Here is a 13093-nt window from a genome sequence, read left to right as displayed (position 1 = left end):
TTGAAGGTGCAGCACAGTCGGAGGCCGCCTGACGTACATCCCTGCCGGGCTGATCGGCACTGGAGGATTCATGCTTCGTTTCCCTCATCCCCTGTCCTCCCTTGTGGGTTCGACCCTGCTCGCGGCCGTCCTGTCTGCGTGTGCGAGCTCCACCACCACCACGCCGGCTCCCGTATCAGGCAACCGCCCGGTTGTCACGTCGCTCTCTGGAAACATGGAACTGGGCGATCAGGACAGGCCCCAGCCGACCACCGTGACGATCAACGGCTCTCACCTGCAGCAGGCCAGCGTGACCTTCGGGCTGATCGGGCCGGGCAGCGACCTGCACGTCAATGCCGACGGCACCCGCATCACGGTGGTGGCGCCGACCAATGACGCGGGCCGCACGCCGATCATCGTGAGCACCCCGGACGGCAAGGTGAACGCCGGGATCTACACGTTCCTACAGGGCCTGCCCCGGCCGCTGGTGCGCCTGCTGGCCCTGACGCCCACCTCTGGCCCGGCAACCGGCGGCACGACCGTGACCTTCACCTACGACGGCGATCTCAACTTCTCGCCGGTCGATCAAGCGGACTTTGAGGTACCCGACGTGTACTTCGGCACCGTCAAGGCCACGAAGGTGCAGCGGAACGGGGACACCATCACGGCCGTATCGCCGGGTGGGAGCGGCTTCGTGGACGTGACGTTCCGGTGCCCGATCGACAGCTGTTACACCTTCAGCACCAGTGAGGCGATTCCCTTCTCGTATATGCCCTGAGCGGCTGGGCCGTCAGTAACCGCCGCGGGTATCCCGTGTGGTTTCACCTCGTCCGAAGCGCGCCGCGAGTTCCTGCGTGACGCGGGCCAGCAACGTGGCGTCCACGCCCACCGCGACGAAGGTGCAGCCCGCCGCCAGGTAGCCTCGGGCCTGCGTCTCGTCGGTGCTGAGGATGCCCGCCGCCTTCCCGCTGGCGACAATCCGGCGGATGGCGTCGTCGATGGCTGCCACCACGTCCGGATGCTCCGGGTGACCGAGCTGCCCCAGGCTGGCGCTCAGGTCGGCCGGGCCGATGAACACGCCGTCCACGCCCTCGACCGCCAGGATCTCGTCCAGGGCGGCGAGCCCGGCGGCGGATTCCACCTGCACGAGCAGGCAGATGTGCTCGTCGGCGTGATGCACATAGTCTGGCACGCGGTTCCAGCGCGAGGCACGGGCCAGGGCGCTGCCCACACCGCGCACGCCACGCGGCGGGTAGCGGGTCGCGGCGACCAGCGCGCGGGCCTGCCCGGCGCTCTCGACCATGGGGATCAGCAGGGACTGCACGCCCAGGTCGAGGTACTGCTTGATCAGGTGGGTGTCTCCGACCGGGGGGCGCACGACCGGCGCGACCGGGTATGCGGCCAGGGCCTGCACCTGCGCCAGCATGCTGCGGACGTCGTTCGGCGCGTGCTCGCCGTCGATGAGCAGCCAGTCGAAGCCTGCCCCGGCGCAGATCTCGGCACTGTACGGGTCGGCCAGGCCCACCCACAACCCGATCTGCGCGTTCCCGGTGGCGAGGGCCACCTTGAGAGGATTGGAGAGGCTGGGCGGCGTCATCGGTTCACGGTTCCTTCCCGGCCAGACCGATGTAGGCGGGATCGACGAAGATGCCGCCCTGACGCTGCTCGGTCACGTCCGCCGGATTGCCGTGAAGATCCTGAACCTGCGCGGCGTACACCTCCGCATCGTCCTGTGGCACGTACCCGAGGATGTCCCAGCCCTCGGGACTCATCCAGCGACGGGTGTTGCCGCTGATGCCCGCCACGATCAGGTACGCCACCCCCGGAGCCGTGACCGCGCGGGCAAACAGCTGGGCCGCGTCCCTCGGAGAGAGCCAGGTGGACAGGTGCCGGGCATCCTGCGGCTGCGCCTGGAACGAGCAGATCCGCACGCCCACGAACTCCAGGTAGGAGCGGTCGACGTACATGCGGCCCAGCGCCTCGCCGAAGACCTTACTGACTCCGTAGTAGGAGTCCGGGCGCACCGGAACGTCCGTGCCGATCACCTCACGCGGGTAATTCCCGACCGTGTGGATGCTGGACGCGAACGCCACCCGGCGCACGCCCGAGAGCCGCGCGGCCTCCAGCACGTGGTAGGTGCCGTCGATGTTCACGTCCCGGATATGTTCGTAGGTGTGCTCGTTCGGGATGCCGCCCAGGTGGATCACGGCGTCCACGCCGTCCATCACGCCACGCACTGCCTGAAAATCGGTCAGGTCGGCCAACATGACCTCTTCTCCCTCACGCGCCGGGCCCAGGTCACGCACGTCCGTCAGGCGCAGGGTCGTGTGCGGATTCGGCAGGAAGGCGCGCAGGCCGTCGCGAAGGGCCGAGCCGATCTCGCCGGCCGCGCCTGTGAGCAGGATTCGTTTCACGTCAGGTTCATTCATCATCGACCTCGGTTCCGGCCTCCACGGTAGCGTGCGGAGCGCCTGCGGCACCTCCAGCGGGGGCACGGAGCCATATGGGCGGGAAAGATGTGGAAACGATCCGCCCGGTACCGTCAGCGTGATCGACGTGGCCCGCGCCCTGGCCACGCAACAAGACCGGAACGTATGGCGGAACGGCAGCCGGATTCAGGCGGAGTGGAATTGTCACGAGTGGATGAACCGGAGTCGCTGCGGCCCTTCGCGAGACAGCAACGCCCGGCAGATGCCGGGCGTCGCGCAGGGTGTTGCTGTGCGGCGGCTTACTTCGCGCCGATGGACTGCCCGGCGGCACTGGCCTTGCTCTGCCACAGGGCGTATTCCGAGGATTCGGTCGTCAGCGTGGCCGGATTGACGAGCGTCGTGTTGTTGTAGCAGGAGCCCGAGACGCAGTCGGGCGTCCAGGTGTTCGCCAGCGAGGGCGTGCCCGTGCTGCTGTAGCGCATCCAGGCGATCTGGTTGTCGTGCACGGTGTTGTTCACCCACACGCCGCCTGCCTTGGAGCCCTGCTGATCCCAGACGTAGATGCCGATGTTCTGCGCCGCGATCTTCTGGCCGTTGGGCAGCAGCCCGCTCGACAGCACCCGGTTGTCGTGCACGTTGTGGTCGTGCCCCCCGGCGATCCCGATGCCCTGGTTGCTGGTGCTGATGATCGTGTTCCCGTACACCTCGAAGTAGCCGCCCGCGGTGCTCATGGTGCTGCCGTTGCCGTCGCCGAGCAGGATGCCGCCACCGGCATACCCGGAATCGGTCGCGGTGTTGATGGCGTAGGCGCCCCAGATGATGTTGTCGTGGATCTTGACGCGGCTCGCGGAGGTGCCGGTGGACTGGTACATGTTGATGTTCTCTTCCAGCGCGCTTTTGCCGGGTTCGTTGATCACCTGGTTCCAGCCGATTTCCGCGTTCACCAGGCCCCGCACGCTGTTGAACTGCACGAACTGGTAGCGCACGAAGGCATTCTGGTAGCCGCCACTGCCGTTGCTGAGACGGCCGTCGATGTTCTTGACGCTGTTGCGCAGGATCTTGATGGTCTGGCCGGCGCCGCTGTTGCCGATGAAGTTGCGCACGTAGATGCCGCCGGTGCCTTCCATGTAGTTGTTGGACACGTTGAGGTTGACGGTGTCCTCGGAGTTCAGGAAGCGGCCCATGGCCTTGCCCGAGACATTCGGGTTGACGCCGTAGCCCTTGGTGTTGCGCAGGGTCAGGTTCATCTTGAAGCCGCTGATGAGGTTACCCGGGCCCTTGACGTTGGCATTTTCGATGATGACGGGATCGGTGGTCTTGACGGTGATGGCCGGCACGCTGGGGTTGGTGCTCTGGTAGTTGCCGGTGTACGTGCCACCGACCGTGATGACCAGCGGCCCCTTGTAGGTGACGTTGCCGCTGGGGGTCGGCGTCGGCGTGGGGGTGGGCGCCGGGGTCGAGGACGGGTAGGTAACGAGGAAGCAGCTCTTGGACGCCCCGACGGCCGGGTCGCTGCCGAAGGCGGTACTGGTGCAGGTGCCGGAGTTCGTGATCGACTTGTAGATCCAGCGGGTGTCCGCGCCGAAGCGGACGGTCTGGGTGCCGCTGACGGTGAAGGCGCCGTACTCGGAGGCCAGTTTGGTGTAGGTGGTGCCGCTGGGATCGCCAGACGTCGAGGACGCGGCGCAACTGGTCACGCGGGCGTTGGCCCAGTCGCCGTGATCGTAGGAGTTGCCGTCACCGGCGTCGGTCACCACGAGCTTGAGTTCCTTCTTGCCGGAGACGCTGACACTGACGGACTTGGTCGCGCTGGAACCAGTCATGGTGCCGGAATCGTAGAGCTTGGTGCCGTCGGCCCAGACCTGGAAGACAACGCTGCCGCTGGTGCCCACTTCATCGTCCACGCCGATGTCGCTGGCGAAGGTGCTGCACTGGCCGCCCAGGGCATAGGTGATGGTGGAGTTGGCGTGGACGCCCACCCCGGTCGAGTAGGTCTTGCCGCCCAGGGTCAGCGTCCGGCCGTCGCCGCTGCCACTTTCGCCATTGCTCTTGTTCAGTTCCACGGGGCCCCAGCCGTTGGTGGCGGACGTCCAGGTCTGGCTGGACAGCTGGTTGTCGCCGGACGAGAGCGCCATGGCCTTCAGGGTGCCGGTGGTGGCGGGGGCCACCCAGGGCGCGCCCACCCCGTCTGCCAGTCGGCCTTGACCACCGTTCACGGCGGATCCCTCTGGGGTGCTGGGCGACTGCGAGCAGGCGGCCAGGGCCAGGGGGATCAGGAGGAGGGCGGCGGTGCGGAAGCGGGCAGGGGGGAAGTGGGTCATGTGATGTCCTCGGGAAGTGATCTGCGATAGGGCGACGGCCCTGGAAGCGGACGCGCTTCGGGGGATTCGTACGCTGGTTTGGGGGAGGGGGGGACGTTGGTGGCCGGGGCTCGTCAGCGGCCGTGCATATGCCTCTGGACTTAAGTTAACCAAACGTTATGAAAGTCAGGTGTACGCCATCATGTGAGGTTTGTTACTTGTGAGTAAAGGTGAGCCTGCTCAGGCTGTCAGATTCGGCGTGATCAACGCATAAAATCGTTTAACATTGCCCGGTCATGAAATCGCTTTCTCACGTGGCCGACTCTCATGACCTCCGAGACCAGTGGTTAATTCCTTCATAAACTCTTCGCTGTCATCGGATAAAAGGATGATTTCCATTTAGACATCCTGTCTAGACATCAGATTCGGATCAGACCCGTCCGATAGGGAGAACGACTCCCCAGACCAGTGCCAAGACAATTTACCTGCCCATTCATGAGAAGGCCGCCCTCCCATCCCAATCCGCCACGCGCTACCTGTTCAGACCTCAAGCCAACGAGGCGACCTGTGTCACATTCACGGAAGAGCCTCAGAGAAGTTCACTCCCTCCTCATGCAGCCCTGACCGAGCGGCCGTCACTCTGCCCTGAACCGGCACGAAGGTGGCCCTGTCAGTGAACCAGACCCGTGGGCAGGATCAGGTGATCCCGACGGTAGGCCGTGCGGAACCCGGCACGGCGCATGTTGTGCTCACTCGGATTGGGCTTGTCGGGCACTTCCTCCGCCACCTGCGTGAACACCGTATGTGCCCCCGCCCGCGCGGCATCCGTGATCCGGCGTGTGATCAGCGCCGACTGTGCGCCGTGCCGACGCCATTCGGGCAGCGTGGTGGCATTCCCGAGCCACCCATACCCCCCGTGAACGTACAGGCTGGCACACGCCACAGCGACTCCACCGATCCAGGCAAGGTAGTCCGTCCAGCCGGGCCGACCAGAAACGGCGCGGGTCATGGGTTCAAGATCCGGAGGCATGGAGAACCCACGGAGCATGACCGACCCGAACGTCGCATACTCGTCCGGCATGACCTGCCGCACCTGCACGTCCGGTGACGCCTGGGGCACAGACGCCGCCTCCCGCCAGACCTGCATCCATGCGCGAGCTGGTCGTGCCCCAAGGCCCAGCAGTCGGTTCCCCAGGTCGTCCGGCTGCACGCCCGGCACGAGTCCGACCATCACGTTTGGCAGCCCCAGGGCCCGTGCCCTCGTCCGTAGGCCCTCGATGGCCTCATCCGTTGCCGGTTCGGTGACGCCCAGATTGATCGTGCGGTTGAAATCCAGCACCTGCGGATACCGGGTTAATGTCACCAGGAATGCGCCGGGCAGATCGTGGACGAACAGGCCCAGTGCGTCCCGATCCGCTGGCGTCAAACCGTCCGACAATTCAGTCAGAACCTGTCGTTCCAGCAGTTCCAGCGTCTGTGGAGTCAGCCCCCCGGAAGGAATGACGTGTGTCATGCTCCAGCTTATTCACAAATCCTGAGCACGCCAGCCGCAGAGCAGGGAACGACGTCCCGGTGAGGGGATGCTGGTTTTCCTCTCCTGCTAGGGATCCCGGCCGCCTGCCGCCCGACCCTGGAAAACTGGGTGGGCTATAGGACGTCCTCCGGCCGGGCTCAGACCTCAAGCTGCTCGGTATTCGTCAGGCCGGAAAGGGAGTTCCGCCCGCCCCTGTTCACCTGTCGCATTTCTACAATCGTCCGCACGGGTGACTTCTCTATCGTGACGTCATGACTGAGCCTGCTGCTCCCACTCTGTCCGTCCCCAAGCGCCCCCCCATCCTGTTCCTGCTCGCCACCGCCTTCCTCTTCTCCATGGGCATGTCACTGGTCTTCCCGGTGCTGCCCTTCGTGGTCGCCCAGTACGTGCCCAACATCCACCAGCAGGCCAGTGTGATCGGCTGGCTGGCCGCCATCTACGCCCTGCTCACGTTCTTCTCCTCGCCGGTACTCGGCGCACTCAGCGACGCCTACGGCCGCCGGCCTGTCCTGATGGTCTCGCTGTTCGGCTCCGCCATCGGCTACGTGATCTTCGGGATCGGGGGCAGTCTGTGGATGCTGTTTCTCGGGCGGGGCATCGACGGCCTGACCGCCGGCGGTCTGAGCGCGCTGTTCGGCTACGTGGGCGACACCACGCCCGAAGAGGAGCGCGGCAAGGTCTTCGGGCAGATCGGCGCGACCGTGGGGGCTGGCTTCATCATCGGCCCAGCGCTTGGGGGGCTGCTGTCACACCTCAGCCCGAGTGCTCCCTTCTATGCCGCCGCGCTGGTCAGCGTCCTGAACCTGCTCTGGGGCTACTTTATCCTGCCCGAGAGCCTGAGCCCCGCGCGGCGCACCAAGCACTTCGACGCCGCGCACCTCAACCCCCTCACGCAGCTCCGGGGGGCGCTGGAACTGCCCGTCGTTCGCCGCCTGGTGACGGTGAGCGTGCTGTTCATCCTGCCCTTCTCGCTGATGCAGGTGGTGCTGTCCATCATGGCCCGCGACAGTCTGCACTGGGGGCCGGGCCAGGTCAGCACCGTCTTCATGGTGGTGGGCGTGTGCGACATCGTGGCGCAGGGACTGCTGCTGCCTATCCTGCTCAGGCGCCTCGGAGACCGCCGGGTGTCGCAGCTCGGCCTCTCGATGGGAGTGGTGGGCATGGCCCTGCTGGCGCTGGTGCCGACCACAGCGCTACCGACCCTGCTGTACATAGGCGTGATCCTGTTCGCGTCGGGTGAAGGCATCTTCAACGCCACGCTGGCCTCGCTGCTGTCGGCCTCGGCACCGGAGGATGCGCAGGGACGCGTGCAGGGGGGTGCGCAGGGCGTGCAGTCGCTGGCGCAGGTGGCAGGACCACTGATCGGGGGCACGTTGTACTCGCGGGTCGGTGGCACTCCGACCTTCGCAGCGGGCACCGTGGTGGTGGCTCTCGCCCTCGCCGTGCTGACCGGCAGCCGCACGCCGAACGTGGAACCGCGAACGGAAGCGGCGGACTGAACGACCACTCAGGACAACCGACGCAGGGAAGGTATTGGAATATGCCCCTCCCCTCCCTGCGCTGGTTGCACTTCTTCTTTCGGGGGCGTCCACGCCGGACGACCGTGTTGCTGGAAGACAACCTGATGTAATGCCCCGCACAATCAAGCAGTCTGTCGAACGGTAGGCGCTGGTGGTCGACCTGTTCGACGCGGCGCCACCGGCTACCGGCTCCGATAGGGGTTCGTGCAGCGATGAACTGAGATCCTACGGCCCTGGCAGTCTGCCGACCGATTCCAGGATCACGGGGCCAGGTATTTAAGTTCTAGGCTGGGGGCACGCGCACCGCCCTCAGCCGTCGCGAAGTCGGCGAAGCCATAACTGCCCTCCGGCTGATCCTTCGCAAATCGCAACCGGTACTGGGTGCGGTCGCCACGCGCCGCCCGGTTCGCAAGGTCGTCCCTCACCTGGGTCAGGACGTCTGCTGAGCGCCGTGTCAGGGCCGCATCCTTGGAGAAGGCGGCAGTGACCAGACTGAGCGCCGGAGTGCCAAAATCCGTGATGGTCAGCTGGTTCCCGTAGTTCACCTGTTCCAGGATCAGCTGTTCGCCCGCAGTGGTCATGTCCGCGTAGGCGCTCGACGGATAGACGGTAACCTGCTCCAGACCCAGGGTGGCGGCCGAGAGATCCCCCGGAACCACGGTCGGCGGCAGGCCAGACAGGTCAAAACTGAAGAATGCCCGCACGGAGACCGTGGCGCTTCCCCCCTCCGGCACCATGTCGCCCATGCCGCCCGTCCGCGCGGTGTTGCCACCAACAACTCCATTCGAATACAGCGCGTCGCGGCCGGAGGTGTAGCCGTCCAGCGCCGCCTGGCTACCGAGCACAGCCGTGAATTGCCGGGCCGTCCTGAAGCTGGCCACGGTCTCTTTCAGGGTGCCACCGGCCTGATCTGCGGCACTTGATCCGACCAGGAAGCTGTAGGTGATGGGGGCCGCTGTGCCATCGGCATACTTGAGATCGACTTTCGGATCGATGGTGACCTTCGTACTGTTGGCATTCCACACGAAGGTGACCTGATCGCGGCGCAGCCCTTCGGAGAACGACACGTAGGCCGCCTCCACCGAGGCGTGGTTCATGGGCTGGTTGAAGCTCAGTTCAATGTTGGTGTCCTTGTGCACGCCCACCGCACCGTTGGGGGGGCTGATGGCCAGGAGTTCCGGCGCACCAGCCGAGGGCCCAGGGGTGCCCCCACCACACGCGGTCAGGCTGAGGGCGAGGAGCAGAACCAGTGCCGACGTGCGTCCGTCTTTCATCGTGATCACTCCTCGCATTGGATCTCATGTCGGTCGCGACCTGCGGCCTCAGCCATTCCACAGTCCTGGGAACAGTCCAGATGGGTGCTTCGTGCTCCAGCTTATCCGGAAGCTTGACGCTCTGCTGGCAACGCTTGACAGTGACCCGAAAGAACGCCATCCCAATACAGAGCCAGAGCCGCTCCTACACCAACAGTCCAAAAACCGAGCCAGATAACTCCACGCATAAAGCAAACCCCCGCGCTGGGCGGGGGTTTTCCTGGCGGGCCCTGCAGGACTTGAACCTACGACCCTCGGTTTTGGAGACCGATGCTCTACCAACTGAGCTAAGGACCCTGGGATGCTGCTGGCGCGGACGCACTTGAGCCTGTGCAGAGTAGCAGACACCCAGGGGGCGTGCAAGACACGCCATCACGCCTAGAGCACGCCACCGCCGAGCATCAGGCGCAGGGCCGCGAGCACCGCCACGACGGCGCTCAGGGTGGTCGCCGTGCGGTCTTTCCCCAGCGCGCCGAAGATCAGGCCGAGCAGGGCGGGCGGCAGTACGAAGATCCAGTTCAGCCAGCCGAACAGAGGCAGCACGCCCAGGATCAGGCCAAGGGCCGCGAGGATACCGAAGATCAGGGACAGGGCTCTCATACCCCTGAATACGGCGCCTGCGGGCTGGGGGTTCCTGTTACGCCTGGCCGCGCATGCCCTGTTCGGCGATCCGGGCCGCGGCGGGTTCATCGTCCTGGCCGCTGTCCTTCACGGCGTGAGCGCTCATGCCCCACTGGTGACCGCTGCTCTGCGCGCCCTGCAGGATCACGCGGGCCAGTTCACCGAGCGTGGCTCCGCCCGCGCGGACGTCCATGCGGAATTCACGGCGCAGTTCATCCAGACTGGTGTCGTCGAGCATCAGTTCCGTGCCGTAGCGCAGGGTGGTGGGCGGCACGATCAGCAGGTGGGCCTCGCCGGGCGTGATGGCGTGCCGGAAGCAGCGGCCGGTCAGCAGGCCCGCCACGGTCGTGACCTTGCCGAAGGTCTTGTTCTCTATGCCCCGCACTTCCAGCGTGAGGCCCTGGATGGCGCGCAGGGGCTCCACCGCGCGATCGAGGGATTCCGCGAACAGCGATCCCGTGCCCAGGATGACCGTCCGGGGTTCGGGCAGCGCTTCGGGCAGGTCCGGCAGGCCCTCAGTCAGGAAATCGCGGATCATGCCCACGCCGTTCTCGAGCATGGGGAAGCCCTCGTACTCCTCCTCGGTGGGAAGGGGCTCGCCGGCCAGCAGGTACAGCTCGTCAGAGGGGAACACGAATCGGGTGCCGCGCTCCGCGAGGAACTGCTTGCGCCACACGTTCAGGCGGCGCAGCGAATCCTGCGCTTCCTCGCGCGTGAAGGTGCGGACGTCCGGCAGGTTCGTGCGGTGAGATGTGAGCCCAATGGGAACGACCGCCGCCGAGATCACGTTCGGGCGGCTGGACAGGTACTCCACAGTCTCGTCGAGGTGATCGCCGTCGTTGCGCTCGGGCACCAGCACGATCTGCGTGTACAGATCGATGTCGGTCAGGCGCTCAATCATGCTGCGGATCTGCACGGCCTGCGGGTCTTTTACCTTCAGGCGCCACCACTTCATCATGTCCTGCCGCAGATCCTGGTTGGCCGTGTGCACGGACACGTACAGCGGCGAGAGATTCTCGTCCTGAATGCGCTGGATGTCGGTTTCCGTCAGGTTCGTGAGGGTCACGAACGAGCCGTACAGGAACGACAGGCGGAAGTCGTCGTCCATGATGTACAGGCTCTTGCGGAAGCCCCGGGGCATCTGATGCACGTAGCAGAAGTCGCACTTGTTCGCGCACTTGCGGATGCCGTCGAACAGCACTTCCTCGAACTCCAAGCCCGGATCCTCCCACTCGACGGTGAAGGTGAAGGTCTCATCCAGGCTGGGCGCGGTCGGCAGGAACAGGCGGTGGTGATCCTGGGCGGTACCCGGCACGCCCGTCATGACCTGCGGGGCCTGCACCGGGCGGGCAATCTCGAGGGTGGCCGCTCCCTGCGACAGCGCGTGGCGGTAGGCCAGCACGTCGGTCACGGCGTCACCGTTCACGCGCAGCAGGACGTCGCCGGGGCGCACGCCCGCCCGCTCGGCCGCGCTGCCCGCCTCCACCGATTTGATGGGAGCGGGGTACAGCGTGTCCTGGATGTTCTCGGCGGCCGTCACGGTCATGCACCTCCCAGCGGAGCCCACTCGTGGCCCCGGTCAAGCATGACACCATACCAGACCCGTGGACACGGTGCGTCATCTGGCGCACCATTCCCACGCCCTCAGGCGGAGGTGAGCGCCACCCGCTTCAGCATGGGCACGGCTGGGCTCACGTTCATCTGGAGGGCCAGGTCGACATCGGCCCCGAAGCCCCGTTCGATCAGTTCCCGGCCAGAACTGCACCCGGCGCCAAGGCGAGCAAGGTCAGGGCGTGCGGCCCGGAAGGCCTGGGCGGCAGCCTCCGCTTCGGGCGATGACCGCCCGCCCAACGCGTCGATCACGGCCCCCGCGCCGATCCAGTCCTCCAGCGCGGGCCGCAGCGTACCGTCCGGCCAGCGTTCCCCGGCCGGCACGACCAGCACGCGCTTCACGCCGCGCAGGTGGGCGCCCACCGCCCCGGCATTGCGCAGGCAAGCGACATAGACGGACACGCCCAATTCGGCCGCCGCCACACAGAGGGTCGCTCCATTGGGCGAGGGCAGCACCACCCTCTCCCCCACTGGCACTGACCGCAGAGACGACGGCGACAACGAGTATCCGTCGGCCAACCGACGCTCCCAACTCGCCAGCAGCGCGCCCTGCTGCTGCGCGAAGGCCACCGCCGAATCGTCCCGCCAGCGGTAGGGAAGCACCATCGCGCCGCGCGCCACTGCCACATCCACGCACGTCGAGAACGAAAGCACGTCCACGATCACCACGGCGTCTGCCAGCGGAGCCAGGAAGCGGAGGCCCGCCTCGCCCCACTCGCAGCGCACCTCGAAGGCCGACTGGTCGACGAACATCTCCCGCAGCGTAGCCGCTAGTGTGCAGCCATGTCGTCGCTGATGGAACTCCGCAAGGTCTGGGGAAATGCGCCGCTGCTGGCCGTCTCGGTGGGCGTGTTCATCCACGACGAGTCCGGGCGGGTGCTGCTGCAACGCCGGGGCGACGACGGTCTGTGGAGCGAACCGGGCGGCGCCCTGGAACCCGGCGAGGACTTCCTGACCGGCGCGCACCGTGAACTGCTGGAAGAAACCGGACTGAGCTGTCCCGACCTGGCCCTCATTCCGCTGCCAGACGGCCTCCAGGACGGTCCGGAACTCCACGGACGGTATCCGAACGGCCATGAAATCTACGTCGTCGGCCTGCGGGCCCAGGGGCATCTTCCCGCCTCTGCCCTGGCACAGGCGGCGCCCGACGACAGCGGCGAAACGCTGGAACTTCGCTGGTGGCCGCTCGACAACGTGCCACCACTGAGCAGCAACGCCAACCGCACAAGCATGAACATCCTGCGCGCCCGCGTGGGCCTGCCACCCCTGCCGCTGGTGCCGACTCCACCTCCGCCACCGATTGGCAATCACCTGATGGATCTGCGAAAGCTGATCGGCTCCCGCCCGCTGTTTTCTCCGGGCGCGAACGTCCTCGTGACCGATGATCAGGATCGGCTGCTGCTGCTCCGGCACGGCGCCACGGGGCTATGGGCGCTGCCGGGTGGGGGCCTGGAGCCCGGCGAGAGCTTCGAGCTGTGCGCCGCCCGCGAACTGTTCGAGGAGACTGGCTTGAAGGCCGCGCGCTTGGAGCCGCTGGAGATGTTTGCTGGCCCTGACTACCGCTTCACCTACCCGAACGGCGACGTCGTGGACAACGTGTCGGTGCTGTACCGCGCGCACGGCGTGACCGGCGACCTCACCCCGCAGGACGGCGAGGTGCCTGGTGTCGGCTGGTTCCACGCCGACGAACTGCCGGACGACGAGGAACTGAGCGGCGAGCTGATCCGGGCAAACCTGCGCGTGTGGCGGAACGCTCAGTCCTGATCCTGCGGGTAGTCAGGGAAGA

11 protein-coding genes and 1 tRNA gene are annotated in these 13093 nt (G+C 66.2%); 3 read left to right on the top strand and 9 right to left on the bottom strand.

Translation table 11 applies throughout. The features are described from left to right. Positions 1–70 precede the first annotated feature (70 nt). The gene (locus E7T09_RS13585; protein ID WP_136389723.1) at positions 71–757 is read left to right on the top strand and encodes an IPT/TIG domain-containing protein; all 687 of its coding nucleotides are present in this window, start codon (positions 71–73) and stop codon (positions 755–757) included. 12 nt (positions 758–769) lie between these two features. Here E7T09_RS13585 and hpaI read toward each other — a convergent pair whose 3' ends face one another. From hpaI to E7T09_RS13565, 4 genes are all read right to left on the bottom strand, one after another. Further along, positions 770–1576: a 4-hydroxy-2-oxoheptanedioate aldolase gene (gene hpaI / locus E7T09_RS13580; protein ID WP_136389722.1), complete on the bottom strand. Its 807-nt coding sequence runs from the start codon at positions 1574–1576 to the stop codon at positions 770–772. 4 nt (positions 1577–1580) lie between these two features. After that, on the bottom strand, positions 1581–2393 hold the full coding sequence (locus tag E7T09_RS13575) for an NAD-dependent epimerase/dehydratase family protein (protein ID WP_370293935.1): 813 nt from the start codon (positions 2391–2393) through the stop codon (positions 1581–1583). Between the two features lie 314 nt (positions 2394–2707). After that, the gene (locus E7T09_RS13570; protein ID WP_136389720.1) at positions 2708–4729 is read right to left on the bottom strand and encodes an NPCBM/NEW2 domain-containing protein; all 2022 of its coding nucleotides are present in this window, start codon (positions 4727–4729) and stop codon (positions 2708–2710) included. Positions 4730–5378: 649 nt separating this feature from the next. Beyond that, positions 5379–6221 (bottom strand): GNAT family N-acetyltransferase, encoded by an 843-nt coding sequence (locus tag E7T09_RS13565; RefSeq protein ID WP_136389719.1) that lies wholly within the window; start codon positions 6219–6221, stop codon positions 5379–5381. Positions 6222–6493: 272 nt separating this feature from the next. Here E7T09_RS13565 and E7T09_RS13560 point away from each other — a divergent pair, with 272 nt between their 5' ends. Further along, complete coding sequence (locus E7T09_RS13560; protein WP_136389718.1) at positions 6494–7741, top strand: MFS transporter; 1248 nt, start codon at positions 6494–6496, stop codon at positions 7739–7741. A gap of 281 nt (positions 7742–8022) precedes the next feature. Here E7T09_RS13560 and E7T09_RS13555 read toward each other — a convergent pair whose 3' ends face one another. The 5 genes from E7T09_RS13555 to E7T09_RS13535 all read right to left on the bottom strand — a co-directional run bounded on the left by E7T09_RS13555 (position 8023) and on the right by E7T09_RS13535 (position 12060). Continuing rightward, a complete protein-coding gene (locus E7T09_RS13555) occupies positions 8023–9036 on the bottom strand; it encodes an Ig-like domain-containing protein (RefSeq protein WP_168734847.1) in 1014 nt (337 codons plus the stop codon). Between the two features lie 260 nt (positions 9037–9296). Beyond that, positions 9297–9372: transfer RNA gene (locus E7T09_RS13550), tRNA-Trp, on the bottom strand. Positions 9373–9453: 81 nt separating this feature from the next. Beyond that, complete coding sequence (locus E7T09_RS13545; RefSeq protein ID WP_136389716.1) at positions 9454–9675, bottom strand: hypothetical protein; 222 nt, start codon at positions 9673–9675, stop codon at positions 9454–9456. Positions 9676–9712: 37 nt separating this feature from the next. Further along, entirely contained in the window at positions 9713–11242 is a 1530-nt protein-coding gene (locus E7T09_RS13540) for a DUF512 domain-containing protein (protein WP_168734846.1), read from the bottom strand. A 98-nt stretch (positions 11243–11340) separates the two neighbouring features. Next, positions 11341–12060, bottom strand: coding sequence for a 2-phosphosulfolactate phosphatase (locus E7T09_RS13535; RefSeq protein ID WP_136389715.1), 720 nt, complete (start codon positions 12058–12060; stop codon positions 11341–11343). A gap of 30 nt (positions 12061–12090) precedes the next feature. Between E7T09_RS13535 and E7T09_RS13530 the strand changes: the two genes are divergently transcribed. Beyond that, complete coding sequence (locus E7T09_RS13530) at positions 12091–13071, top strand: NUDIX domain-containing protein (RefSeq protein WP_136389714.1); 981 nt, start codon at positions 12091–12093, stop codon at positions 13069–13071. The last annotated feature ends 22 nt before the right edge of the window (positions 13072–13093 follow it).

This window comes from Deinococcus sp. KSM4-11 (genome assembly GCF_004801415.1).
Classification (GTDB): Bacteria; Deinococcota; Deinococci; order Deinococcales; family Deinococcaceae; genus Deinococcus.
Note: the sequence above shows the minus strand (reverse complement) of the source record. Positions and strands in the feature narration are given on the sequence as shown.